At 74.6% G+C, this 24,975-nt stretch carries 23 protein-coding genes; 8 read left to right on the forward strand and 15 right to left on the reverse strand.

Going from position 1 to position 24,975, the window contains the following annotated elements:
• The first annotated feature begins 39 nt into the window (after positions 1-39).
• Together paaK and ACZ4VF_RS13490 are read left to right on the forward strand one after the other, a co-directional pair.
• Positions 40-1,344 carry a phenylacetate--CoA ligase PaaK gene (gene paaK, locus ACZ4VF_RS13485; protein ID WP_467925819.1) on the forward strand — a complete coding sequence of 435 codons (1,305 nt, stop codon included), beginning with the start codon at positions 40-42 and terminating at the stop codon, positions 1,342-1,344.
• Between the two features lie 109 nt (positions 1,345-1,453).
• Positions 1,454-1,786: an ArsR/SmtB family transcription factor gene (locus ACZ4VF_RS13490; RefSeq protein ID WP_467925820.1), complete on the forward strand. Its 333-nt coding sequence runs from the start codon at positions 1,454-1,456 to the stop codon at positions 1,784-1,786.
• Between the two features lie 70 nt (positions 1,787-1,856).
• Here ACZ4VF_RS13490 and ACZ4VF_RS13495 read toward each other — a convergent pair whose 3' ends face one another.
• Positions 1,857-2,204 carry a hypothetical protein gene (locus ACZ4VF_RS13495; protein ID WP_467925821.1) on the reverse strand — a complete coding sequence of 116 codons (348 nt, stop codon included), beginning with the start codon at positions 2,202-2,204 and terminating at the stop codon, positions 1,857-1,859.
• A 284-nt stretch (positions 2,205-2,488) separates the two neighbouring features.
• Here ACZ4VF_RS13495 and ACZ4VF_RS13500 point away from each other — a divergent pair, with 284 nt between their 5' ends.
• A complete protein-coding gene (locus ACZ4VF_RS13500) occupies positions 2,489-3,370 on the forward strand; it encodes a TIGR03620 family F420-dependent LLM class oxidoreductase (protein WP_467925822.1) in 882 nt (293 codons plus the stop codon).
• Here ACZ4VF_RS13500 and ACZ4VF_RS13505 read toward each other — a convergent pair.
• From ACZ4VF_RS13505 to ACZ4VF_RS13515, 3 genes are all read right to left on the reverse strand, one after another.
• Positions 3,360-4,856 carry an acyl-CoA synthetase gene (locus ACZ4VF_RS13505; RefSeq protein ID WP_467925824.1) on the reverse strand — a complete coding sequence of 499 codons (1,497 nt, stop codon included), beginning with the start codon at positions 4,854-4,856 and terminating at the stop codon, positions 3,360-3,362. The two genes, ACZ4VF_RS13500 and ACZ4VF_RS13505, sit on opposite strands and share 11 nt — an antisense overlap.
• A 589-nt stretch (positions 4,857-5,445) precedes the next feature.
• Positions 5,446-7,008 carry an acyl-CoA synthetase gene (locus ACZ4VF_RS13510; RefSeq protein WP_467925825.1) on the reverse strand — a complete coding sequence of 521 codons (1,563 nt, stop codon included), beginning with the start codon at positions 7,006-7,008 and terminating at the stop codon, positions 5,446-5,448.
• Positions 7,005-8,132 (reverse strand): NAD(P)H-dependent flavin oxidoreductase, encoded by a 1,128-nt coding sequence (locus ACZ4VF_RS13515; protein WP_467925826.1) that lies wholly within the window; start codon positions 8,130-8,132, stop codon positions 7,005-7,007. The genes ACZ4VF_RS13510 and ACZ4VF_RS13515 overlap by 4 nt, the downstream gene beginning before the upstream one ends.
• A gap of 164 nt (positions 8,133-8,296) precedes the next feature.
• On the opposite strand from ACZ4VF_RS13515, the gene ACZ4VF_RS13520 reads away from it, so the two are divergent.
• The gene (locus ACZ4VF_RS13520) at positions 8,297-10,084 is read left to right on the forward strand and encodes a serine hydrolase domain-containing protein (protein ID WP_467925827.1); all 1,788 of its coding nucleotides are present in this window, start codon (positions 8,297-8,299) and stop codon (positions 10,082-10,084) included.
• An 18-nt stretch (positions 10,085-10,102) separates the two neighbouring features.
• Here ACZ4VF_RS13520 and ACZ4VF_RS13525 read toward each other — a convergent pair whose 3' ends face one another.
• Positions 10,103-11,665: a phytoene desaturase family protein gene (locus ACZ4VF_RS13525; RefSeq protein ID WP_467925829.1), complete on the reverse strand. Its 1,563-nt coding sequence runs from the start codon at positions 11,663-11,665 to the stop codon at positions 10,103-10,105.
• Positions 11,666-11,717: 52 nt separating this feature from the next.
• The gene (locus ACZ4VF_RS13530) at positions 11,718-12,596 is read right to left on the reverse strand and encodes an oxygenase MpaB family protein (protein ID WP_467926558.1); all 879 of its coding nucleotides are present in this window, start codon (positions 12,594-12,596) and stop codon (positions 11,718-11,720) included.
• 290 nt (positions 12,597-12,886) lie between these two features.
• Between ACZ4VF_RS13530 and ACZ4VF_RS13535 the strand changes: the two genes are divergently transcribed.
• From ACZ4VF_RS13535 to ACZ4VF_RS13545, 3 genes are all read left to right on the forward strand, one after another.
• Entirely contained in the window at positions 12,887-13,780 is an 894-nt protein-coding gene (locus ACZ4VF_RS13535; protein ID WP_467925830.1) for a VOC family protein, read from the forward strand.
• Between the two features lie 79 nt (positions 13,781-13,859).
• Positions 13,860-14,282, forward strand: a complete 423-nt coding sequence (locus ACZ4VF_RS13540; protein WP_467925832.1) for a CBS domain-containing protein — start codon at positions 13,860-13,862, stop codon at positions 14,280-14,282.
• 22 nt (positions 14,283-14,304) lie between these two features.
• Complete coding sequence (locus ACZ4VF_RS13545) at positions 14,305-15,048, forward strand: PP2C family protein-serine/threonine phosphatase (RefSeq protein WP_467925834.1); 744 nt, start codon at positions 14,305-14,307, stop codon at positions 15,046-15,048.
• Positions 15,049-15,077: 29 nt separating this feature from the next.
• Here the strand turns inward: ACZ4VF_RS13545 and ACZ4VF_RS13550 are convergent, their stop codons facing one another.
• Both ACZ4VF_RS13550 and ACZ4VF_RS13555 read right to left on the reverse strand, forming a co-directional pair.
• Entirely contained in the window at positions 15,078-16,256 is a 1,179-nt protein-coding gene (locus tag ACZ4VF_RS13550) for an acyl-CoA dehydrogenase family protein (RefSeq protein ID WP_467925835.1), read from the reverse strand.
• Positions 16,257-16,590: 334 nt separating this feature from the next.
• The gene (locus tag ACZ4VF_RS13555) at positions 16,591-16,962 is read right to left on the reverse strand and encodes a four-helix bundle copper-binding protein (RefSeq protein ID WP_467925837.1); all 372 of its coding nucleotides are present in this window, start codon (positions 16,960-16,962) and stop codon (positions 16,591-16,593) included.
• A 153-nt stretch (positions 16,963-17,115) separates the two neighbouring features.
• Here ACZ4VF_RS13555 and ACZ4VF_RS13560 point away from each other — a divergent pair, with 153 nt between their 5' ends.
• Complete coding sequence (locus ACZ4VF_RS13560; protein WP_467925839.1) at positions 17,116-17,481, forward strand: DUF6479 family protein; 366 nt, start codon at positions 17,116-17,118, stop codon at positions 17,479-17,481.
• Between the two features lie 93 nt (positions 17,482-17,574).
• On the opposite strand, the gene ACZ4VF_RS13565 is transcribed toward ACZ4VF_RS13560, so the two are convergent.
• From ACZ4VF_RS13565 to ACZ4VF_RS13595, 7 genes are all read right to left on the reverse strand, one after another.
• Complete coding sequence (locus tag ACZ4VF_RS13565; protein ID WP_467925840.1) at positions 17,575-18,030, reverse strand: RpiB/LacA/LacB family sugar-phosphate isomerase; 456 nt, start codon at positions 18,028-18,030, stop codon at positions 17,575-17,577.
• Positions 18,031-18,244: 214 nt separating this feature from the next.
• Positions 18,245-18,436 carry a hypothetical protein gene (locus ACZ4VF_RS13570; RefSeq protein WP_467925841.1) on the reverse strand — a complete coding sequence of 64 codons (192 nt, stop codon included), beginning with the start codon at positions 18,434-18,436 and terminating at the stop codon, positions 18,245-18,247.
• An 86-nt stretch (positions 18,437-18,522) separates the two neighbouring features.
• A complete protein-coding gene (locus ACZ4VF_RS13575) occupies positions 18,523-19,773 on the reverse strand; it encodes an ANTAR domain-containing protein (protein ID WP_467925842.1) in 1,251 nt (416 codons plus the stop codon).
• Positions 19,774-20,678: 905 nt separating this feature from the next.
• On the reverse strand, positions 20,679-21,125 hold the full coding sequence (locus tag ACZ4VF_RS13580) for an STAS domain-containing protein (RefSeq protein WP_467925844.1): 447 nt from the start codon (positions 21,123-21,125) through the stop codon (positions 20,679-20,681).
• A 128-nt stretch (positions 21,126-21,253) separates the two neighbouring features.
• A complete protein-coding gene (locus ACZ4VF_RS13585) occupies positions 21,254-22,186 on the reverse strand; it encodes a glycosyltransferase family 2 protein (RefSeq protein WP_467925846.1) in 933 nt (310 codons plus the stop codon).
• Positions 22,187-22,542: 356 nt separating this feature from the next.
• Positions 22,543-23,547, reverse strand: a complete 1,005-nt coding sequence (locus tag ACZ4VF_RS13590) for a glycosyltransferase family 2 protein (protein WP_467925847.1) — start codon at positions 23,545-23,547, stop codon at positions 22,543-22,545.
• Complete coding sequence (locus ACZ4VF_RS13595; protein WP_467925849.1) at positions 23,537-24,535, reverse strand: glycosyltransferase family 9 protein; 999 nt, start codon at positions 24,533-24,535, stop codon at positions 23,537-23,539. The genes ACZ4VF_RS13590 and ACZ4VF_RS13595 overlap by 11 nt, the downstream gene beginning before the upstream one ends.
• Positions 24,536-24,975 lie beyond the last annotated feature (440 nt).

The raw sequence follows: 24,975 nt of genomic DNA on the forward strand, positions 1-24,975 counted from the left end.
GGTCGGCCGCCTGGTGCTGCTGGTGAGGGAGACGTCGCGATGGCGGATGTGACGGACCTGCTCGACGCGGGCGAACGGCTCGGAGCCGAGGAGCTGCGGACGCTGCAGCTGGAGCGGCTGCGCTCCACGCTGCGGCACGCGTACGAGAACGTGCCGTTCTACCGGGAGTCCTTCGACAAGGCCGGCGTCCGCCCGGAGGACTGCCGTTCGCTCGCCGATCTGGCCCGCTTCCCCTTCACCACCAAGGCCGACCTCCGGGAGAACTACCCCTACGGCATGTTCGCCGTGCCCCGGGAGCGGATCCGCCGGCTGCACGCCTCCAGCGGCACCACGGGCCGCCCCACGGTGGTCGGCTACACCGACGACGACCTTTCCCTGTGGGCCGACATGGTGGCGCGGTCGATCAGGGCGGCCGGCGGCCGGCCGGGGGACGTCGTCCACGTGGCGTACGGCTACGGGCTGTTCACCGGCGGTCTGGGCGCCCACTACGGCGCCGAGCGCCTCGGCTGTACGGTCGTCCCCGCGTCCGGCGGCATGACGGCCCGGCAGGTGCAGCTGATCCAGGACCTGCGCCCGTCGGTCATCATGGTGACCCCGTCCTACATGCTCACCCTGCTGGACGAGTTCGAGCGGCAGGGCGTGGACCCGCGCGGCACCTCGCTCCGGGTGGGCGTCTTCGGGGCCGAGCCCTGGACCGAGCGGATGCGGCGGGAGATCGAGGAGCGGTTCGCCATCGACGCCGTCGACATCTACGGGCTGTCCGAGGTGATCGGCCCGGGGGTGGCCCAGGAGTGCGCGGAGACCAAGGACGGTCTCCATGTGTGGGAGGACCACTTCTATCCGGAGATCGTGGATCCGATCACCGGTGAGGTGCTGCCGGAGGGCGAGCGGGGCGAGCTGGTGTTCACCTCGCTGACCAAGGAGGCCATGCCGGTCGTCCGGTACCGGACGCGGGACCTGACGCGGCTGCTGCCCGGCACGGCCCGGGTGTTCCGGCGGATGGAGAGGATCACCGGGCGCAGTGACGACATGGTGATCCTGCGCGGAGTCAATCTGTTCCCGACCCAGATCGAGGAGATCGTGCTGCGCACGCCCGGCGTGGCACCGCACTTCCAGCTGCGTCTGACCCGGGAGGGCCGGCTGGACGCGCTGACGGTCCGGGCCGAGGCCCGCCCGGACGCGCCGCCCGAGGTGCGGCAGGCGGCCGCCCGGGCCATCGCCGCCGCGGTCAAGGACGGCATCGGGGTGTCGGCCGACGTGGAGATCGTGGAGCCGGAGTCGCTGGAGCGCTCGGTGGGCAAGATCCGCCGCATCGTGGACCTGCGACCGCGCGAGACGGAGTGACGCAGGCGCGGCACGGGAGCACCGGGCGGAACGCAGGCGCGGCACGGGAGCACCGGGCGGATCGCATCGACGTTCCTCGAATCGTCGGCGGCGCCTATACTCCGCAGGCATGACGGACACCGCCCTCACCCCGGACCCTCACCTGGTCGACGCGCTGCGGGCACTGTCCAACCCGGTGCGGCTGCAGATGCTGCGCTGGCTGCGTGAGCCGGAGCGGCACTTCCCGATGGAGGCCGCCGTAGCGGACCCGGCCGAGGTGGGTGTGTGCGTGAGCCACATCCAGGCCAAGGCCGGACTGGCGCAGTCGACGGTGTCGGCCTACATGGCGGAGCTCCAGCGCGTGGGGCTGGTCCGGGCGACCCGGGTGGGCAAGTGGACCCACTACAAGCGGGACGAGCAGCGCATCGCCGACCTGGTCGCGGAAATGGGGCGGACCCTCTAGGGGGCGCCACCGCGGGGCCCGCCGCACCGCCGCCGGAGAACGCCCCCCCGGGCCGCTGCCAGAGGAACAGTCAGAGGAACAGGACGGAACGGAGCCTGAGCCGTTCGCCGCCGCGTCCGGTGTGCGGGCGGAGCGTGAACGACTCCCCCGCGCAGTCCGGCTCCGTGAAGACCACGGCGGGCGCGTCCGTGCGGTTGCGCGGAGAGTGGGCCGGCGAGCCGGCGCCCGGGTCCGCCACCTCCGGCAGGGTGACGCACTCCCCGTTCGGCGGATCCTCCAGCACCGCGATCCGCGGCGCGCCGTCCAGGCCGGTGTAGGTGTACTCGAACTCCCCCTCCGCGGCGCAGGCGGAGCCGGGGACGGTCAGGACCAGGGCGAGGGCGCCGAAGGCGGCGACCGCGGCGGTGCGAAGACGCATGGACGGGTGTCCCTTCACGAGGAGCGACGGCGTGCGGGCGCCATCCTTCCCGAAGCCGGGCCGCCCGGTGCGGACCCTGCGTCGCCGAGCCGACCACGCGTCACCCGAACGGCTCAGCCGCCCGCGGGCCACTCGCCGGGCACGCCCCAGCCGCCCGGCCAGGCACTCCCCAGCCCCTGGCGGGCCGCTCACCCCCTCCCGACTTCGGCGCGCGCACTCCCCCTTGCGACTCATATCGAAAATCTGCAATATTACGAATCAACGAATCGACAGGGGGCACACCGATGAACCTCGGCACGTACGGGATCTACACCTTCGACTTCGAGCACCAGTCGGCCGCCCGGCTCCGGGACTCGGCCCGGCAGCTGGAGGACATGGGCTGGCGGGCGCTGTGGGTCCCCGAGGCGCTCGGCCGCGACGCGTTCACGCACGCCGGGCTGCTGCTCGCCTCGACCCGGCGGCTGAACGTGGTCAACGGCATCGCGCGGATCTGGTCCCGGGAGGCCCGCTGGACGAAGGGCGCGGCCACGCTGCTCGCGGACGCCTACCCGGGCCGGCACGTGCTCGGGCTCGGCTTCGGCGGCGACCCCCGGCCGGGCGTCAAGCCGCTGGCCGCCATGTCGGCCTACCTGGACGAGCTGGACACCCTGCGGACCCCCAACCCCGGGCCCGGGACTCCGGTCAGGCGACTGCTGGCGGCGTACGGGCCGAAGATGCTGGAGCTGGCCCGCGACCGGGCCGAGGGCGCCCAGACGTACCACGTGAACACGGCCCACACCGCCGGAGCCCGGGAGATCCTCGGCCCGGACGCCTTCCTGGCCGTCGAGCACGCCGTGCTCTTCGAGTCCGACCCGGCCACCGCCCGCGCCCTTGCCCGCGAACACCTGCAGGGCTACCTCCGGACGCCGTACAACCTCGCCAAGTTCCGCCGGCTGGGCTACACGGAGGACGACCTCTCCGGCGGCGGCAGCGACCGCTTCGTGGACGACCTGGTGTTCTGGGGCGATCCGGACACCGTCGTACGGAAGCTGCACGGCCATGTCGACGCGGGCGCCGACCATGTGGCCGTACAGGTGATCGGGGTCGAGCCGGGCGCATCGGCCCTGCCGTACTGGCGGCTGCTCGCCGACGCGCTGCTGCCGGAGCGGGTCCCCGCTAGCCGCTGAAGCGGTCCCGCAGCTCGCGCTTGAGGATCTTGCCGCTGGCGTTGCGCGGCAACTCGTCGACGAACAGGACCCGTTTGGGCGCCTTGAACGGCGCGAGCCGCTCCTTCACGTGCCGGACGAGCTGGTCCTCCGTCACCTCGCCGCGGGGGACGACGACCGCCGTGACGGCCTCGATCCACCGCTCGTCGGGCAGGCCGATCACCGCGGCCTCCGCGACCGCCTCATGGGTGTACAGGACGTCCTCGACCTGGCGTGAAGCCACCAGTACGCCACCGGAGTTGATGACGTCCTTCACCCGGTCCACGATGGTGAGGTAGCCGTCGGCGTCCCGCACCGCGAGGTCCCCGGAGTGGAACCAGCCGTCGCGGAAGGCCTCCGCCGTCTCCTCGGGCCTGTCCCAGTAGCCCTCGCACAACTGCGGTGAGCGGTAGACGATTTCGCCGGGCGTGCCGGCGGGGACGTCCTTGCCGTCCTCGTCGACCACCCGGGCGTCCACGAACAGGACGGGACGGCCGCAGGAGTCCATCCGGCCCTCGTGCTCGTCGGGCGCCAGGACGGTGGCCAGCGGACCGATCTCGCTCTGACCGAAGCAGTTGTAGAAGCCCAGCCCCGGGAGTCGCTCGCGCAGGCGCTCCAGGACCGGCACCGGCATGACCGACGCGCCGTAGTAGGCCTTGCGCAGCCCGGACAGGTCCCGGGTCGCGAAGTCCGGGCGCCGGGACAGGCCGATCCAGACCGTCGGCGGGGCGAACAGGCTGTCCACCCGTCCCGCCTCGATCAGGTCGAACAGCCGGTCCCCGTCGGGCCCGTCGAGGATCAGGTTGGTGGCGCCGACCGCCAGGCAGGGCAGCAGGAAGACGTGCATCTGCGCGGAGTGGTACAGCGGCAGGGAGTGCGCGGGGCGGTCGCCGGCGCTGAGGTCGAGGGCGGTGATCGCGCTCAGGTACTCGTGGACCAGGGCGCGGTGCGTCATCATCGCGCCCTTGGGCAGCGCGGTGGTCCCGGACGTGTAGAGCAGCTGCACCAGGTCCTCGGTGCGCGGTTCGGGGCCGTCGTAAGGGGGCGCCGTCGCGAGCCGGGCCAGGAGCGAGTCGTCGGCGTCACGCAGCGGCAGCATGCGGACGCCGGCGGGGAGCCGGTCGGTGAGAACGGGGTCGGCGAGGACCAGGGAACTGCCGGACTGGCCGATGATGTAGGCGAGGTCGTCGCCGGTCAGGCCGTGGTTGACCGGCACGTGCACGAGGCCGGCGCGGGCACAGGCCAGGAAGCCGATCAGATAGGCGTCGGAGTTGTGGCCGTAGGAACCGACCCGGTCGCCGGCGGTGAGTCCCTGGGCGAGCAGGACGGTCGCCGCGCGCGAGACGGCCGCGTCCAGTTCCTCGTACGTCCAGGCGCGGTCGCCGTACTCGACCGCGATCCGTGCCGGGGTGCGCCGGGCACTGCGCCGCAGCACCCCGTCGACCGTGCTGCCCTGTCCCTGCGTCATGACTGACGATCCTCGGTCCGCCACCGGGACAGGTCAAGCACGCGTCGCTGCCCGACGGCGTCGCCGGGAACACGGACGGCACGGAGGCCGACGTCTGCGGGGCGTGCCCGGTGCTCGCGGCCCGGGACCGCACCGCCGGCGCAGGCAGCCGGGGAGCGCTGCTCTTCGACCGCTTCCGGCGGCGGCTCGGCGCGCCGACGCCGAGCGCCCGGCGGTGGAGGTTGCCGTTCTCCGCGGCGGACCCGGTCCACACCCCCAGCACGCTCGACCCCGGTGCCCCGGGCTTCGCCACGGCCCTCGCGGACACGGTGACCGGGCTGCGGGCGGGGGACGTCCCGCCGGACTCCCCGCTCGGCGAGCACCGGTTCCTCGTGCGGAAGGACGGGCGGATGCCCGTGCCGGGCGGAACGGAAGGCCCTGGGCGCGTGGAACACGATCGAGCTGTTCTCCCCGGGGGAAGCGGGTGACACCGCGCTTCTGAGAGAAGGACCTCGTGTCCTCCCCCGCGCTCAGGGTCGTGCACGTGCGCGAGCGCTGATTCCGCGCTCCCGTGTGTGTCCCGTCCCCATGGGGCGGGACCACATCCGTCTCACACGGGGCGTGTGCGTCCCTCCCAGTACGGGTCCCGCAGCCGCCGCTTGTACAGCTTGCCGTTGGGGTCTCGGGGCATCTCGGCGATGAAGTCGATACTCCGGGGCCGCTTGTAGCCGGCCAGCCGCCCGGCGCAGTGGCCGAGGAGCGCGGCGACCAGCCCGGGGCCGGGCTCGTGGCCGGGAGCGGGTTCGACCACGGCCTTGACCTCCTCGCCCCAGTCGTCGTGCGGGATGCCGAAGACGGCGGCGTCGGCGACGGCTGGATGGGCCAGCAGGGCGGACTCGATCTCGGCGGGGTAGATGTTCACCCCGCCGGAGATGATCATGTCGATCTTGCGGTCGCGGAGGAAGAGGTAGCCGTCCTGGTCCAGGTAGCCGAGGTCGCCGACGGTGAAGAAGTCGCCGATGCGGTTCTTCCGCGTCTTCGCCTCGTCCTGGTGGTAGGAGAAGCCGCCGGTGTTCATCTTCAGGTAGACGGTGCCGAGTTCACCGGGCGGCAGCCGTCTGCCGTCCTCGTCGAAGACCGCGAGTTCGCTGATGGGCCAGGCCTTGCCGACGGTGCCGGGCTTCTTCAGCCAGTCCTCGGCGGTGGCGAAGGCCCCGCCGCCCTCGCTGGCGGCGTAGTACTCCTCCACACAGTGGCCCCACCAGTCGATCATCGCGCGTTTCACATGGTCGGGACAGGGCGCGGCGCCGTGGATGGCGTGCCGCAGGGAGGAGACGTCGTAGCGGGCCTTGACCTCGTCCGGCAGTGCCAGCAGCCGGTGGAACTGGGTCGGGACCATATGGGTGTGGGTGCACCGGTAGGCGTCGATGACACGAAGCATCTCCTCCGGTGTCCACTTGTCCATCAGCACCAGGCGGTGCCCGATGTGCAGGGACGCGCCGGCGAACTGGAGGACGGCGGTGTGGTACAGCGGCGAGCAGACGAGGTGCACGTTGTCGTCGTACGGCTTGATGCCGAAGATGCCGAGGAAACCGCCGAGGTAGGACTCCTCGGGGCGTTTGCCGGGCAGCGGCCGGCGGATGCCGCGCGGGCGGCCGGTCGTGCCGGAGGTGTAGTTCATGACCCAGCCCAGCTCCCGGTCCGCGGGGGCCGACTCGGGCTGCCCTGCGAGGAGTTCGGCGTACGGCCGGAAGCCCTCGGCCGGGCCGACGGCGTACCGGTGGCTCGCCGGCAGCCCGGCCTCGTCGGCGGCCTCGCGGGCCGGGCCGGCGAACCTCTCGTGGGCGATGAGGACCTTGGCACCCGAGTCGGCGACGATCCAGGCGATCTCCGGGCCGACGAAGTGGTGGTTGACGGGGACGAGGTAGAGACCGGCCTGGCCGGCGGCGAGGTAGGCGGTGAGGAACTCGGGGCCGTTGGGCAGGACGACGGCCAGGGCGTCCCCGCGGCGCAGTCCGGCGGCGCGCAGCCCGTGGACGAGGCGGTTGGCGGCGGCGTGCAGCCGGCCGGCCGTCCACTCGCCGCCGTCCGGCGCGATCAGGACCGTGCGGCCGGGGTCGTGGGCGGCCTGGGCCCAGAAACCGGCGGGGGGTGTGCTGGCGGGCGCGCTCACGGCTGTCCGCTCCTTCCGGCGATGCGGTTGATGCGGTCCACGGCCCGTTCGAAGCCGCGGGTGAGGTCGTCGACGACAGCCTGGACACTGCGTTCGGCGGTCATCCGGCCGACGATCTGGCCGACGGGGGTGCCGAGCAGGGGCTCGACCTCGTGCTTCTGGATGCGGGAGACAGCCTCGGCGACCAGCAGGCCCTGCAGGGGCATGGGCAGGGGGCCGGGTCCGGCCGGGTCGTCCCAGGCGTCGGTCCAGGCGGTACGGAGCTGGCGGGCGGGCTTCCCGGTCAGGGCGCGGGAGCGGACGGTGTCCCCGGAGCCGGCGGCGAGCAGCTTGCGGGTCAGGGCGGGCGAGTGCAGCTCCGCCTCTGTGGTGGTCAGCCACACGGAGCCCAGCCATACGCCCTGGGCTCCGAGGGTGAGCGCGGCCGCCACCTGCGGGCCGCTGCCGATGCCGCCCGCGGCCAGGACGGGCAGCGGGTCGACGGCCTCCACGATCTCGGGGGTGAGCACCATGGTCGCGATCTCCCCGGTGTGGCCGCCGGCCTCGTAGCCCTGGGCGACGACGACGTCGATGCCCGCCTGCTGGTGCTTCGTGGCGTGCCGGGCGCTTCCGGCGAGCGCGGCGACCAGGACGTCCCGGACGTGGGCGCGTGCGACGACGTCGGCGGGCGGGGAGCCGAGGGCGTTGGCCAGCAGCCGGATCGGGTGGTCGAAGGCGACGTCGAGCTGGGTGCGGGCGACCTGCTCCATCCAGCCGGTGATGCGCCATCCGGACGCCTCGCCCTCGGCCAGTTCCGGCACCCCGTGCGCGGCGAGGGTGTCGCGGACGAACCGCCGGTGCTCCTCCGGGATCATCGCCTCGACGTCGGCCTCGGTCAGTGTCCGGCCCTCCGGGTCCTCGGCCTTCCGGGCGGGCATGACCACATCGAGCCCGTAGGGCCGGCCGCCGGTGTGTGCGTCGAGCCAGTCGAGGTCGCGCTTGAGGTCGTCGGGGGCGGTGTAACGGACCGCGCCGAGCACGCCGAAGCCGCCGGCCCGGCTGATGGCCGCGGCGACGGCGGGGAACGGCGTGAAGCCGAAGACGGCGTGCTCGATTTCCAGTCTCTCGCTCAGCTCCGTCTGCATGGGCGCAGGATGCCGCAGGCGGCCGGACGACGGAAGACTTTTCCTGATGGACCGTCAGTTTTTCCAGAAGGTCACGCGCCCCGTTGACACACCCACCACGTGACAGGAAAGTTTCACGGTGCGACGCAGCCCCGGAAGGATTCTTTCAGTCAGGAGGCCGCACCATGACGGACGAAGCCGCGGGCAGACCGGGGAGCGGACCGACCCGCCGCCGGCTCGTCGTGGGCTCCCTGGCCGCCGGCGGCGCGCTGGCCCTCGGCGCGCTCCCGGCGGCCCCGGCCGCGGCCGCACCCGCCTCCGGCCGCCGTCCCACCCTGCGCCACGGCTCCCCCGAGCGCGCCGGACTGCTCCCCGCCCCCCTGCGCCGACTCGTCGCGGACGCCGAGGCGTTCCTCTCGGCCTCGCCCCGCCACCCCTGGTACGCGGGCGCCGTCCTGCTCGCCGGGCGCGGCGGCACCGTGGCCCTGCACGAGCCGATCGGCACGGCCGTGCGCTACGCCCGGTACGACGAGACGACCGACACCGGCGTCGAACTGCCCCCCGACCTGCAGCTCCCGACGACCCGGGACACGGTGTTCGACCTCGCCTCCGTCTCCAAGCTGTTCACCTCGGTCCTCGCCGTCCAGCAGATCGAGCGGGGCACGCTGGAACTGGAGCGCGCGGTCGCCTCGTACCTCCCGGACTTCGGCCGCGCGGGCAAGCAGGACGTGACCGTCCGCCAGCTCCTCACCCACACCTCCGGGTTCCGCTCCTGGATCCCGCTGTACGACGCGCCGACGTACGAGGAGAAGCTCCGGCTCATCTGGGACCAGGCGCCGCTCAGCCCGCCGGGCACCGCCTACCTCTACTCCGACCTGAACCTGATCTCCCTGCACCTGGTCCTGGAGAAGATCACCGGACGTACCCTGGACGCGCTGCTGGCCGAGGAGGTCACCGGCCCGCTCGGCCTCGACAGCACCCGCTACAACCCGCCCGCCTCCTGGAAGCCGCGGATCGCGGCGACCGAGGACGCGCGCAGGCCCTGGTCCGGGCTGGACCGGGGGCTGGTGTGGGGCGAGGTGCACGACGAGAACGCGTACAGCCTGGGCGGTGTGTCCGGTCACGCGGGCGTCTTCGCGAACGCCTGGGACCTCGCGGTGCTCGGCCGGACGCTGCTCAACGGCGGCTGCTACGGCCGGGCGCGCATCCTGCGGCCCGAGTCCGTCGACCTGATGTTCACCGACTTCAACACGGCCTTCCCGGGCGACGGGCACGGGCTCGGCTTCGAGCTGTACCAGCACTGGTACATGGGGGCGATGGCCACACCGCGCACGGCGGGCCACACCGGTTTCACCGGCACCTCACTGGTGCTCGATCCCACGACCGACTCGTTCCTGGTCGTGCTCGGCAACTCCGTGCACCCCGTGCGCACCTGGCGCTCCGGTTCCGCTCCCCGGGTCGCCGCCGGCAACCACCTCGCCCGTGCGGTACCGGTCCGCCCGGCGCGCGGCCGTACCGCCTGGTTCTCCGGCATGGCGAGCGCCACGGCCGCGACGCTCACGCTCCCGGCGCTGGACACCTCCGCCGGCGCGGCCCGGCTGTGCTGCGCCCTGTGGTGGGACACCGAGCCGGACTCCGACGCGGTGGTGCTGGAGCACACGGCGGACGGCGGCACCACCTGGCAGCCGGTCCCGTTCAGCACCACCCGCCACGGCGAGGACCCCGGGCAGCACCCGGCGGGCGTGGTCACCGGCTGGTCGGGGCGGGTCTGGCACCGGGTGACCGCCGCCCTGCCGGCCGCCCCGCGGCTCGCCGTGCGCTGGCGGTACACCACCGACCGGCTGTACGTCGGCCGGGGCGCGTACGTGGACGCGCTGCGCGTCGAGGCGGGCGGGACGGTGCTGTTCGACGGGGCCCGGCCGGCGGACGCGGCGCGGATCACGGCGGCCGGCTGGCTGCGGTCCGCCGACTGAGGGCCGGCGCGTCGGCGGTCAGGGCCGCTCCAGCACCGCCATCGCCGCGTTGTGCCCCGGCACCCCGCTCACCCCGCCTCCGCGTACCGCGCCCGCCCCGCACAGCAGGACGTTGGCGTGCCGCGTCTCCACGCCCCAGCGGCCGCCGCCCTCCTCGGCGTACGGCCAGGACAGGGCCCGGTGGAAGATGTTGCCGCCGGGCAGCCGCAGGTCGCGTTCGAGGTCGAGCGGGGTCTTCGCCTCGATGCAGGGGCGGCCGTCGGCGTCGGTGGCCAGGCAGTCCGCGAGAGGTTCGGCGAGGTGGGCGTCGAGCTGGCCGAGGGTGGAGGCCAGCAGTTCCTCCCGGGCGCCGTCGTTGTCCCGGTCGAAGAGCCGGGCCGGTGCGTGCAGGCCGAACAGGGTGAGCGTCTGGTATCCGCGCTCGGCGAGGTCGGTGCCGAGGATCGTGGGGTCGGTCAGGGAGTGGCAGTAGATCTCCGAGGGGGGCGCGGCGGGCAGTTCGCCGGCGGCGGCCTGGGCGTGGGAGGTGGCCAGCTGCCGGTAGCCCTCGGCGATGTGGAAGGTCCCGGCGAAGGCCTCGCGCGGGTCGGTGTCCGGGTCGCGCAGTCGGGGCAGCCGGGTCAGCAGCATGTTGACCTTGAGCTGGGCGCCCTCGGCGGGTTCGGGTGCCGGGTCGCCGGTGAGGGCGGCCAGTTCCCGGGGGGAGGCGTTCACCAGGACGTGCCGGGCGGTGGCGACGCCCTCTCCTTCGGCCGTGCGGTAGGCGACCTCGGCGGTGTGCCCGTCGGTGTCGACGCGGACCACCTCGTGCCCGGTGGCGATGCGCGCCCCCGCCGCGCGCGCCGCCGCGGCCAGCGCGTCGGTGAGGGCGCCCATGCCGCCGACGGGCACGTCCCAGGCACCGGTCCCGCCGCCGATGACGTGGTAGAGGAAGCAGCGGTTCTGGACGAGGGTGGGGTCGTGGGCGTCGGCGAAGGTGCCGATGAGCGCGTCGGTGAGGACGACACCCCGGACCAGGTCGTCGGCGAAGTTCTCCTCGATCGCCACACCGACCGGTTCCTCGAACAGGGCCCGCCAGGCGGCCTCGTCGTCGATGCGGCGGCGCAGTTCCTCCCGCGTGGGCAGGGGTTCGGTGAGGGTCGGGAAGACGCGCCGGGCGACCTGGCCCGTCATGCCGTAGAAGCGCTGCCAGGCCTCGTACTCGCGGTCGCCGCCGGTGAGCCGGGCGAACGCCTCCCGGGTGCGCTGTTCGCCCCCGCCGACGAGGAGCCCGGTCGGCCGGCCCGCCCGCTCGGCCGGGGTGTACGAGGAGATGGTGCGGGAGCGGAGCCGGACGTCCAGCCCGAGATCGCGGACGATCTTGGGTGGCAGCAGGCTGACCAGGTAGGAGTAGCGCGACAGCCGGGCGTCGACCCCGGCGAACGGGCGGGTGGAGACGGCAGCGCCGCCGGTGTGGTCCAGGCGTTCCAGTACCAGCACCGAGCGGCCGGCCCGGGCCAGGTAGGCGGCGGCGACCAGGCCGTTGTGGCCGCCGCCGACGATGACGGCGTCGTAGGCGCGGGGTGTCTCGTTCGCGGGCATGGTCCTTCGTAGCACGCGGTGATCCACGCGGCCAGAGGCGGACGGGACCGGGTCACTCCCCCGCTTCCGCCGCCCTCGGCGCCGCCGGTGCGCCCTCCGGTGCCGGAACCGCCGGTGCTGCCGGGATCTCCGGTACTGCCGGTACCTTCTCCGGTGCCGGGCGCGCACCCGGGCCGAGGCGTTCCATGGCCCGCAGGATGTGCTTCGGGGGCAGCTGCCAGCGCAGCCGTGCGGGGACACGGCGGAGCAGGGCGCCGGCGGTCCGCAGCCGGCGGGTGACGGTGGCGGGCGCGGGGGCCGGCCTGCCGTACAGCTCGTGGGCGTACGGCGGCAGCGCCGCGTACGCCAGCAGGGCCACCCGCCGCCACAGCAGTTCCCGTGCCGGGACGAGGACGGCGTGGACCGGCGGGCGGAGCAGGAAGTCGTCCACCGCGCGTGCGTCGGGACCGGCGGCCAGCCGCGGCCGGACCGCCGCGAAGTACGCGGCCAGCTCCGCGCGGCTCCCGGGCACGGTCCCGGGGTCGAGGCCCACCAGGCGGGCGCTGGCGCGGTGTTCGGCTGCGTACCGGTCGGCCTGGCCGTCGGTGAGCGGGAAACCGGAGCGGCGCAGGACGTGCAGATAGGAGTCGATCTCCGCGCAGTGCACCCACAGCAGCAGTTCCGGATCGTCGACGCCGTAGCGCTCACCGGTGTCGGGATCGGTGGCGGTGAGCATGCGGTGGATCCTGCGCACCCGGGCCCCGGCCCGCTCGGCGGCCTCGGTGGTGCCGTACGTCGTCGTCCCCACGAAGTCGGCGGTGCGCATCAGCCGGCCCCAGGCGTCGCGCCGGAAGTCGGAGTTCTGCATCACGCCCCTGACCGCCCGCGGGTGCAGGGCCTGGAGGTAGAGCGCGCGGACGCCGGCGACCCACATCATGGGGTCGCCGTGCATCTGCCAGGTCACGGAGGCGGGGGTGAAGAGCCCCGGATCGCCGCCGTCCGCAGGTGTGACCACAGCCACCGCACGTCCCTTCCCGCAGGGGAACAGCCACTCGAAAGTGTAGGCGTCCACCGTCCGACGCCGACGGGGGCCCACGTCCGCGGGAGCCCGGGTCCCACGGGATCCGGATGCCACGGGATCCGTGCCCCGGCGGGCACGGCGTGCAGGCTCGGGGTTCCCGTCGGACACTGGAAGGCAGAGCGGTGGCCGCCGGTCTGTGAGACCAGGGTGCGAGCGATGCCATGAACCACGGCACGACAGACCCGTCCGGTGCGACGGATGTCGGTACGACGGATCTCGGTACGACGGATCTCGGTACGACGGATCTCGGTACGACGGATCTCGGTACGACGGATCCCGGTACGACGGATGACGTCGACTCGAGTTCGGTGTTCGGTGCGCCGTGCTGGGTGAGCCTGACGAGCCGCGATCTCGACGCCACCCAGGACTTCTACGGCGCCGTGCTGGGCTGGCGGTGCCGCCAGGCCCGCCTGGGCGAGCACTTCCGGACCGCGCTGAAGGACGGGATACCGGTCGCGGGGATCGCCGCGGTGGCCGCGGTGGGCCAGCGGACCGCGGCCTGGACGCCGTACTTCGCCGTGACGGACGCCGACGAGGCCGCGTCCCGCACCCGGGAGCGCGGCGGCACGGTGGCGGTCGGGCCGATCTCCTTCCCTCCCGGCAGGGCGGCGCTGCTCGCCGACCGCGACGGAGCGGCGTTCGGGGTGTGGCAGGGCAAGCTCGTCACCGAGTGGGAGGCGTGGCGGCGGGCGGCACCGACGTTCATCACCCTCCACACCCGCGACGCCTTCGACTCCGTGATCTTCTACGGCCAGATCCTGGACTGGGCCTCGGGCCGCCCCGGCTGCTGCGAGGTCGAGTACGCGGAGGAATCGGTGCTGCTGCGCAGCGGGGGCTCCGTCGTGGCCCGCATCGAGTCGGGCTCGGTGGAGGCGCCGCCCGACCCCTCGGTCCGGGCGCACTGGCAGGTGCACTTCAAGGTGACCGATGTCCAGGCCTGCGCCCGCGCGTCGGAGAAGCACGGCGGCAGCGTCCTGGCGGAGGGCGAGGACGAGGCGGTCCTGCGCGACCCCGACGGCGCCCAGTTCACGGTGACCTCGCACCGGCTCGGCTGACGGGAACGGTCCCGCTCACACGGAGGCGCCGCACAGACACAGACGATCCCAACCCCACACGACGGAGGAGAGACGGACGATGACGACCGCCAAGGACATCATGAGCCCGGGAGCCCAGTGGATCCCCGCGTCCGAGACGCTGGACCGCGCCGCACAGATGATGCGGGACCACCAGGTGGGGGCGCTGCCGGTCAGCGACCCGAACCATCACGACCGGATGTGCGGCATCATCACGGACCGCGACATCGTCGTGAAGTGCGTCGCCGCGGGCCACGACCCCGCGCGCGTCCGGTGCGGCGATCTGTGCGAGGGCACCCCGCGCTGGATCGACGCCGGCTCCGACGTCTCCGACGTCCTGCGGGAGATGGAGGACCACCGGATCAAGCGCCTGCCGGTGATCGAGGACAAGCGCATGATCGGCATGATCAGCGAGGCGGACATCGCCCGCCACCTCACCGACGACCAGATGGCCGAGTTCGTCCAGCGGGTGTACGCGGGCTGAGCCCGGCAGGGGGTGCCATTCCATGGCGTACGTCGCCGTGAGCGCGCTGAGTCATCCCGGCCTGGTCCGCACACACAACGAGGACAGTCTCGTCGCCGGGCCGTGGACCCTGTGCGCCACGGTGACCGAGAACCCGCAGACGCTGGTGTTCCCGCTCGGTACGCCGCTCGTCGTGGCGGTCGCCGACGGGCTCGGGGGCCAGCCCGGAGGCGAGGTGGCCAGTGCCCTGGTCGTGCGGCGGCTCGCCGCGACGGGGCCGCGGCTGGCCGGCGAGGACGACGTCCGCGAGGCCGTGCACGCCTGCAACCGCCAGGTGTACGCGACCGCGGGCGGCGGGGACGCCCCGGTCACGATGGGGACGACCGTCGCGGGCGCCGTCGTACAGCCCGAGTCGCTGCTGGCGTTCAACGTGGGCGACAGCCGGGTCTTCGCGGCGCCCCGGGACGGCGTCGTCCAGATCAGCGTGGACGACAGCCCGCCGCGGGCGCCGGGGCAGCGCACCACGTCCCTGGTGACCCAGGCCCTGGGCGGCACTCCGGAGTACCGCGCCGTCACCCCGCACGTGACCACCACCGCCATCGCCCCCGGCGACCGCTTCCTGGTCTGCACCGACGGCCTCACCGACCCGCTGCCGAACGAGGTCCTGGACGGGGTGCTGAGGGAGTACGACGACGGGCGGGCCGTCTTCGAACTGTGGAAGGCCGCCATCGAGGCCGGCGGCCCCGACAACATCACCCTGGCGGTGCTGCGCGTCGTGGACGGGTGACCGGGCGGCTCCCCGCGCCGCGCGCCGGGTCAGCGGCGCACCCTGGGCATCCCCAGGCCGATCCAGGAGATGATCTCGCGCTGGATCTCGTTGTTGCCGCCGCCGAAGGTGAAGATGACGGCCGAGCGGTAACCGCGCTCCAGTTCTCCGTGCAGGACGGTGTTCGCCGAGCCCTCCTTCAGCGGGCCGGCCGCCGCGACGATCTCCATGAGCCAGGCGTAGGCGTCCCGGCGGGCCTCGGAGCCGTAGACCTTGACGGCCGAGGCGTCCTGCGGGGTGAGCGTGCCGTCCTGGACGGCGGAGACCATCTGCCGGTTGAGGAGCTTGAGCGCGTCGAGGCGGGTGTGGGTGCGGGCGAGGAGCCGGCGCACCCAGGGCAGGTCGGCGACCCGTCGGCCGTCGGCGAGCTTGGTCTCCCTCGCCCAGCGCTGGACGTCGTGCAGGGCGCGGATCGCCATGGTGCCGTGGGCGGCGAGGGTGACGCGCTCGTGGTTGAGCTGGTTGGTGATCAGCCGCCAGCCCTCGTTCTCGGCGCCGACCCGGCGGGAGACGGGGACGCGGACGTTCTCGTAGTAGCTCGCGGTGGTGTCGTGGGAGGCGAGCGTGCGGATGAGCGTGCAGGAGTAGCCGGGGGCGGAGGTCGGCACCAGCAGCATGGTGATCCCCTTGTGCGGCGGGGCCGCGGGGTCGGTGCGCACGGCCAGCCACACCCAGTCCGCCGTGTCACCGTTGGTGGTCCAGATCTTCTGCCCGTTGACGACGTAGTCGTCCCCGTCACGCACGGCGCGGGTCCTCAGCGCGGCGAGGTCGGTGCCCGCGCCGGGCTCGCTGTAGCCGATCGCGAAGTCGATCTCGCCGGAGAGGATGCGGGGCAGGAAGTACGCCTTCTGCTCGTCGCTGCCGTAGCGCATGATCGTCGGCCCGACGGTGTTCAGCGCCATCAGCGGCAGGGGTACGCCGGCCTGCGCGGCCTCGTCGAAGAAGATGAACTGCTCCATCGCCGTCATCCCGCGCCCGCCGTACTCCCGCGGCCAGCCGACCCCCAGCCAGCCGTCCGCGCCGAGCCGGCGGATGGTGTCGCGGTAGAACCGCTTCTGCGCGGCCGGGTCGGCGTACCGGGCGTAGGCGTGGTCCGGGACCAGCTCGGCGAAGTAGGCGCGCAGCTCGGCGCGCAGCCGCTGCTGCTCGGGTGTGTGGTCGAGGTGCACGGCGCCTCCAGGCTCCCCAAGGGCGGTCCTGACGGCGCACACCGTAGAACGTGTTTCAGAAATAGGGAATGCCGGGGCCCCGGCGAATGGCCGGTCCGGCCGCCGGTGGGGCACCTTCCGGAAGCTTGGCCGCAACTCAGGCGCCTTCCGGAGATCCGGCCGCGAGGGAGCGCCGTCCGGAAGTCCGGCCGCCGGGCGGAGCGCCTTCGGGAGAGCCCGTCGTCACCGGCGGGGGTTCGGGAGCGGGTTCGGGAGATCCCGTCGTCACCGGAGCGGGTTCGGGAGATCCGGTCCGGTCGTCACTGGAGCGGGTTCGGGAGATCCGGTCCGGTCGTCACTGGAGCGTCTTCAAGAAGTCCGCGCAGGCCGCGGCACAGGCCCGGCAGCAGCCCGCGGCGGATTCGGCGCCGGGGTACTCGTCGAAGGCCCGGGCGCTCTCCAGGCAGATCGAGCGGCAGCAGTCGACCCGGACCCGGATGGCCTCCTCGTCCTGCTGGTTCTCCTCGCAGAGGACGCGGCAGGTCGCGTCGCACACCTCGGCGCACATGATGCCCAGCCGGCGCACCCGCTCCTGGCGCTCGGTGCCGTCGGGGTCGACCAGGCTCGCGCGCACGGCGCAGGCCCGGGCGCACTCGGTGCAGGCCTGCGCGCAGGTGAAGCGGTCTTCCAGAAAGCGGTACAGCTGCTGCGAAGTCGGCGATGTCACCTCGTGCGGGTAGCCGGGGCGACCGGCGGCAAACCCCCGTCGAGGGTCCGGAGCGACCTGCCCGCCGATCCCGGCCACCAGCCGCCCCCGCCCCCCTACTCGCAACCCTTAATGTCCGGGTTCGTGGCGTTCTGGGAGGGGTATTCCTGTCCTATGACTACCGCATCGATGCAGCTGGCCGCGGCGAGCGGCCTGATGAGCCTCGTTCTGTTCATCGTGGCCGTGGGCGTCCTCGCGCTGCTCGCCGGCGGCTTCTGGATGACCTCACGTGTCAAGTACAACGAGTCGCCGCGCCCGCGCCCCGAGGAACAGCCGAAGCTGCCGACGGACGGACCGGTGCACGAGGTCCGGCAGAACAGGGAGTCCGCGGAGATCCCACGGATCGCCAAGGGCGACCGCCCCCTCACCCCCTACGAGCTGAGCAACATGGACTCCAAGCCGAGCGAGACGACGCACCGGCCACGCTGGAGCAAGGGTTCCAGCGGCTCGTTCGGCGGCGGCGGACTCGGCGCCCACTGAGCCCCGGCCCCGCGAGCCCACCCCGCACCCCCGCATCCCCCTAAGCACGGCAACCGGCCCGCGCCGGACCGTCCCGGGCGCCGGGGAGGTCTTCTAGGAGGTCTTCCGCGCGGCGTCCAGGCGGCCGACGCGGGCCACGTTCTGCCGGTCCTCCGGGTCCTGGCTGGGCTCGGCCGCGAACCAGGCGTCGAGGATCTCCTTCAGTACCGGTTCCGACGTCAGCCGGAGGCTCAGCGCCAGGACGTTCGCGTCGTTCCACTGGCGCGCCCCGTCGGCCGTGCCGGCGTCCGTGCACAGCGCCGCGCGCACGCCCGGCACCTTGTTGGCCGCGATGGACGCGCCGGTTCCGGTCCAGCAGCACACCACCGCCTGGTCCGCGGTGCCCTCGGCCACCTCCCGGGCGGCCGCCTCGGAACAGACCGCCCACTGCGCGTCGGCCCCGGGCCGCAGCGCGCCGTGCTCCCGGACCTCGTGCCCGCGCCGGCGCAGCTCCGCGACCAGGAGGCGGGCCACGGGTTCGTCCATGTCGGAGGAGACGGAGATCCGCATACCCCGGAGCGTAACGCCTGACGGGACCGTCCGGGCGGTCCGGACGTACCTGGCGGGACCGTCCGAACGTGCCTGACGGGGACCGTCCGAACGTGCCTGACGGAACCGTCCGGACGTGCCGAGCGGCCCCGTCAGGGGGCCGCTCGGCAGGACGTCGGGGGGGCGCGGTCGTCGGGGACCGGCTGGTGTGGCTGGTGGTCGGGACAGGACCGGGTCAGGGGTGGTCGGGCTGCTGCGCCGGAGGCACCCCGCCGCCCTCGCCCCCGCCCTTGCCGCCCTTGTCCGTGCCGTGCGGGCGGGCGCCCGCGTCCGGGCCGGTCTGGCGGGCCTTCAGCTCGCCGCTGTCCTGCGGGGTGGCGCCACCCTTGTCACTGCGCCGCTGTTCGGGCTGCTGCGGATTGGACATGCGCCGGACTCCTTTCCGGTGGTGGGTGTTCCGTGCGGGCCGGGTTCCCAGGGCGGCGCGGGTGACGCACCCGTCGCCGGACCCGGTCAGGGCGCGGGGCGCGTCAGGGTGCGGTGGAGGTGTTCCAGGGCGTCCAGGAGGACCGAGCGGTGGTACCAGCTCAGCCAGGCCGAGCTCTCCGCGGCCAGCAGCGCGAGCGCCTCGGTCCGCGCGGAGGTCGGCCGGTGGCCGGTGTCGGGCCAGTGCAGGGTGATCACGCCGGTGCAGGAGCCGGCGGTGGAGAGGAGGGGGACGCTCCGCACGGCGTGGGTGCCGGTGGCCAGCAGGGCGCGCCGGCACTCGTCGGAGAGCCGGGTGTCGGCGGCGACGTCGGGCACGCTCACCTGGCGGCCCTGGACGCGGGCCGCCGCGTCGGCCGCGCCTTCGCCGCGCCCGCGCACGAGATGGTCGAGGAACGCGTCCACGCAGCCGTGGTGGGTCTCCAGCATCAGGGCGTTCACGGCCGGGTCCACCAACTGCACGTAACCGGCGGGGGCCTGCCCGGCGGCCAGCGCCTCGTGCAGTACGGCGTCGATCATCTGCCGCCGGCAGCGTGGGTCCCGGCCGCCCCGGGCCAGGATCCGCAGCTGGGGCACGGGCAGGGAGCGGCGGCCCGGGAACCACACCTCGCCGTCCGGGGGCCGGGCCACCACCACGGCGGAGACGAGGACCCGCAGCGGCACGTTGAAGCGCTGCGAGGCGTCGCGCAGCACCCGGAAGGCGCTGCCGGAGTCCGGCAGGCCGTAGCGGACCATGAGTGTGCCCTGCGCCATGCCGATCACCGGCGCGGTGCGCACCCGGGCGCGCAGCGCGCGGACCTCCTTGTGCAAGTCCTCGTACGAGGGTCGCAGGGGGTCCGCCATCTGGGAGCGCCAGGCGGGCAGTTCCTCCATCCGGGCGGCGGTGCGGGCCAGCTCGCGCAGCGCCTCGTCCAGGGTGGCGTACAGCCGGACGCCGTCCAGCCGGGCCAGGTGCACCGCCTCGCGGACGCCGGGACGGGCGCGGACGATGATCAGGTCCGGGCGTCCGGCGCGCGCCCGGGTCGTCTCGCTGAGCGTGCGGAGCACGGCGGCGCCGCCCAGCTGGACGTGCGCCATGTCGAGCACGGGGCGCAGTCCGGCGCGGTCGGCCTGTTCCAGGTGACCGCGCAGCTCCTCCGACCAGGCCTCGGCGCCGGCGGCGTCGAGGCTGCCCGACATGCGCAGCAGCAGGGCGCCTTCGGCGGGCAGCCCCTCGACCACGGAGGACTCGATGACGAGGGGTGCCGGTGCGGCCGGGCGGCCGGGAGAAGGTTTCATCGCATCACCCAGACGGGACGTCCACAAAGAACTCGATCGGCCTCTTCCCGGCCTTTGCACCACATTGCACGGTAGATCCCCGGCCATCAACCGCACGGTCCGGCACGCCGGAGGCGTGGAACGATCCGCGGGCCGGTCGGCGGTCGGGAGGCGGTCCGCGTGTCGGGAGGCGGTCCGTCAGCGGGGCGGGCGGCGGTCCGTCAGCGGGGCGGGCGGCGGTCCGTCAAGCCGGGCGGGCGGCGGCGGTCCAAGGGGGCCGGGCGGAGGGGACGGTCCATGCGCCGGACGAGCGGTGGCCTGCGGGCCGGGGCGGGGCCGGGCCAGGGGGACGGTCCATACGCCAGGCGAGCGGCGGCCGGCGGGCCGGGGCGGTCCGTCCGCCGGGCGGGACGGCGGTCGTCCGTGTGCCGGGCGGGGCAGCGGTCCGTGCGCCGCGCGGGCGGTGAATCCAGCGGGCCTGCCTAGGGGGACGGTCCGTGATCCGGGCGGGACGGCGGTCGTCCGTGCGTGGGGCGGGGCAGCGGTACGTGCACCGGGCGGGCGGCCCTCGTCCGTGCGCCGGGCGGAGCAGCGGTCACATGCACCGGGTGGGCGGTGGCCCGCAGGCCGGCCCGGGGGGACGGTCCGTGTGCCAGGCGGCGGTCGTCCGTGCTCCGGCGAGATGGGAGTCGTCCGTGCGCCGGACGGAGCAGCGGCCCACACGCCAGGCGACCGGCGGTCCGGCAGGCCGGGCCAGGGGGCGGTCCATACGCCCGGCAGGGCAGGGCAGCGGTCCATGTGCCGCGGGGGCGACGGTCGTCCGTGCGCCGGGCGGAGCAGCGGTCCACGCACCGGGCGGGCAGTGGTCCGCAGGCCTGGCCGGGCGGGGGTCCGTGTGCGGACGTGGCCGACGGCCGGCGGGTCGGCTATCCGGGCAGCGCGGCCAGGGCGTCCAGGGCGGCCGGCAGCGAGGCGTGCAGTCGGATCCCCGGCACACCGGCCCTGGCCAGGGCCTCCCGGACGTGCGGGCGGGGCTGTACGACGGGCAGGGCGCGGCCGGAGCCGGCGAGCGGCCCGGTCGCCCGCTCCAGTGAGCGGACCGCGTCGACGCAGGCCAGGTACACCTCGCTCAGGTCCAGCAGGGGGTGTTCTCCGGCCTGACCGGCGTGGCGGAGGTGGTCGGCGAGGGCCTCGGCGAAGCGCCCGGCGTTGGCGGCGTCGACCGTGCCGCGGGCCTTCAGGACGCTGATGCCGCCGAGCCCGGGGCGGTGCTCGTGCACGGTCTGCAGCAGCAGCGGGGCGGGGCCGCCGGGGCGGACGCGGGAGGGGGACGGGGAGGAGAGCGGTGTCGGGGACGGCTGACCGATTTCCATGGGCACGGGTTTTCCTGGGCTCGGGACGGGAGGATCTCGGCCGGCCGCTTCTTGACCGGGACCTCACTGTGCCCTCGCCCGGTTGCCCGATGCAACGACGCCTCCGGGCGTGTCGTGGCGCGGCCCGGTCAGCCGACGTACCGCCGTGCGGGTGAGTCCCTGCGGGCGCGTTCCAGCGCGGCGAGCCGGCACTCCAGCTCCGGCGGTACGGGGTCGCGCTGGCGCAGCACCCACGGCAGTCCGGCGGTGGCGCGGGCGAACGCGCGCGCGGAGGCCACGTCCCGGGGCACGGTCCGGATGAGGTGGCCGGTGCGGCGCAGTGCCGGCAGCAGCGGGCGGCGCAGCCAGGTGAACCACAGGGTGTTGCGCAGTCCGAGGACGCGACGGGCCGTGCTGTCGCGCAGCCGGGAGGCGTGGTGATGGACGGTGAGCTCCTCGGCGTAGGCCAGCCACCAGCCCTGGCGCAGCAGGTCGCAGGCGAGCAGTTCCTCCTCGCCGCCGAGCCAGAGTCCGGGGTGGAAGCCGCCGCCCGCGCGGAAGGCCTCGGTGCGCAGCACGGTGGCGGCGGCGAGGAAGGAGCCCAGCGCGGGCCCGGGGAGCCAGTCGGGGCCGGACAGCGGGGACTCGCGGAGCTCGCGGACGACCGGGTCCTCGGCGCCGTCCGGTTCGACCACGATCCGCGCGGTGACGCCCGCCAGCCGGGGCCGGGCGTCCAGCAGGTCGGCGGCGCGGCGCAGACTGCCGGGCTCCCACCAGGTGTCGTCGTCGCAGAACGCGACGTAGGGCGTGCGCACCCGTTGGACGGCCAGGTTGCGGCCGATGGCGCCCAGGTTGCGGCCGGGGCACAGCAGGGTCATCTCGGGGAAGTCCCGGGCGACGGCTTCGGCGGTGCCGTCGCAGGAGGCGTTGTCGGTGACGATCACGGGCGGGCGTTCGGGCAGCCGGCGCAGCAGGGCGAGGGTGCGCAGCAGTTCGTCGCGGCGGTTGTGGGTGATCAGGACGACGGTCGTACGGTCGTCGGGGCCGGTCCGGGTACGGAGCTCGGTGGCGGTCCGGGTCATCGCGCGGCACCCGCCGTCGGGTCGTCAGGGTGGGTCCGGGTCATGCGCGGCACCTCCACGTGGGTCGTCAGGGCAGGTCCGGGGCACCTCGCGGCACCCCCGCGCGGGCCGTCGGGACGGGTCCGGGTGAGCGGCGCGGCGTCGACGACACCTCGACACCCCGGCCGGCGTCGGCCGCGGTCGGGCAGGTCCGGGTCGTCGTCGGGCGGCGGCCGCGGTCCGGCACGACCCGGTCGTCAACCGGCGTCGGCCGCGGTCGGGCACGGCCGAGCCGTCGTCCGGGGCGTCTCGCGGCGCCTCCCCGCGGGTCGTGGGAATCCGTACGCGTCACGGCGCGGCACTCTCCCCTCTCATCGTCACCTCGTGTCCGGTTCATCACCCGGCTCCTCCCCCTGCGGTGGCTTCACGGCGGGTCCGGGTCGTCGCGCGGGGTGTCCCGCCAGGCGGCCGGCCGCGTCCCGGTCGAGCAGGCGGGCGGCGCGTTCGACGTGCGGGGGCAGCGTGCGGCGGCGGGCGAGGGCGGCCGGGAACCGGACGACGGTCTCCCTGAGGGCGCGGCGGGCACCGGGCCGGCCGGCCGCCGCGGCCGTGACGAGGTCGCCGAAGGCGCGCAGGGCGACCGGCCAGGGACGGCGCAGGCAGGTGGTGAGCACGTGGTTGCGCCGGACGAGGAAGGAGCGGCCGCTGCGGCCGTGGTCCTCGGGGTGGTGGCAGGCGGCCAGGGAGGGCTCGTAGGCGACGCCCCAGCCGGCGGCGGCAAGGTCGTAGGCGAGCAGGGTCTCCTCGCCGCCGAAGAAGAGCAGCGGGTGGTAGCCGCCGGCGCTCAGGAAGGCTTCGCGGCGGACCACGCAGGCGCAGCCGAGGAAGCCGAGCACCGGGCGGCCGGGCAGGTCCGGCTCGGGCGGCAGCGGGGAGGCGGCGAGCACGGCGTTGAGGGGGTCCTCGGCGGCCTGCTCGCCGACCAGGGTGCGGGCGGCGAGCAGGCCGAGCCGCGGGTGCCGGTCGAGCAGGTCGGCGGCCCGGCGCAGACTGCCGGGCTCCCACCAGGAGTCGTCGTCGCTGAAGGCGACGTAGGGGGTGCGGGCGTGCCGGACGGCCAGGTTGCGGCCGAGGGCCCCGGTGTTGGCGGCGGGCCGCAGCAGCCGGGCGATCGCCGGGTGGCCGGCGACGGCCCGGCACGTGGTGTCGTCACGGGAGTTGTCGACCACGATGACCGGGGGCCGCTCGGGCAGCGCGGCCAGCGCGTCCAGGGTGCGCAGCAGGCTGTCGCTGCGGTCGCGGGTGATGACGGCGACCGTGACGCGGGGGTCGCCCGGGCCGGCGGGCTCCAGGACGCGGCCGGGGGCGTGCTCAGTGGACATGCGTGGCCACCTCCGGTCGGGGCCGGTGCCGGCCGCGTGCGTCGCGCAGGAGCATGAGGCAGGCCGCGGCGACCTCGCCGGTGCGGATGCGCAGCAGGCGGGCGTCGGGGGTGCGGCCGTGCGGGTCGCCGGGCGGACCGGGCTTCCACAGGGCGACGTGGTCGGGGCTCGGGGGCGGCCCCCACAGGCGCGGGGAGACCGGCCCGAACAGGGTGACGGTGCGGGTGCCGTGGGCCACCGCGAGATGGGCGAGGCCGGTGTCGCCGCTGAGCACCAGGGACGCGCCGGCGACCAGCGCGGACAGCTGCCCGGGCGGCAGGCCGCCGGTGAGGACGTCGTCGTCCGGCCGGCCGCTGCGTTCGGCGACGGAATGGACCAGGGCGTCCTCGCCGGGGCCGCCGGTCAGGACCACGCGGTGGCCGGCGGCGCGCAGGCACCGTACGACGGCTGCGAACCGCTCCCCCGGCCACCGGCGGGAACCCGAGGCCGCGCCGGGGTGCACGACGACCGCGCCCGGCGCCGGGGACGGCGCGGCGGGCGGGGGCAGCCGCAGGTCCAGAGGGTCGGCCGGGATGCCGTAGCCGTGCAGGAAGGCGCACCAGCGGTCCCGTTCGTTGACGGTGGCCCGCCACGGCGGCCCGTCCGGGCAGGCGTGGGCGAGCAGCCGGCGCGGGGTCAGGGCCGCCAGGGCGTCCCGGCTCTCGGGGCCGTTGCCGTGCAGGTCGATGGCGACGTCGGGGGGCGGTCCGGGCCAGTGGGCGAGGTCCGGCACCGCGCGGCCCGGTGCCTCGGCCGGGAACACGGCGTCGACCGCCCCGGTGGCCAGGGCGAGTTCGGCGAGGCCCGGCGGCTGGGCGAGGACGACCCGGTGCCCGGGGAAGGCCCGGCGGATGCCGCGCAGCGCGGGTACACCGGCCAGCAGGTCGCCCAGACCCAGCGCACGCAGGACCAGGACGTTCGGGGGGCTCGGGGAGCGATCAGTGATCACCGAGGGAGACCTCCGGTGGATGGGGGCGTGAGCTGTGGCCCGGCAGCCGACGGCCGTGTCCGCGGCGTCCGTACGCGGCGGGACCGTGCACCGGAACCGGGGCAAACCCACCGGCCGGCCCACCAGCCCCGACCCACGGCCCCTGCCGGCGACCAGGACCGCGAGCCCGCACGGGACCGTGCACCGGAACCGGGGCAAACCCACCGGCCGGCCCACCACCCCCGACCCACGGCCCCTACCGGCGACCAGGACCGCGAGCCCGCACGGAACCGTGCACCGGAACCGGGGCAAACCCACCGGCCGGCCCACCACCCCCGACCCACGGCCCCTGCCCGCGACCAGGACCGCGAGCCCGCACGGAACCGTGCACCGGAACCGGGGCAAACCCACCGGCCGGCCCACCACCCCCGACCCACGACCCCTGCCCGCGACCAGGACCG

It is taken from the genome of Streptomyces sp. NPDC029151 (assembly GCF_055564315.1).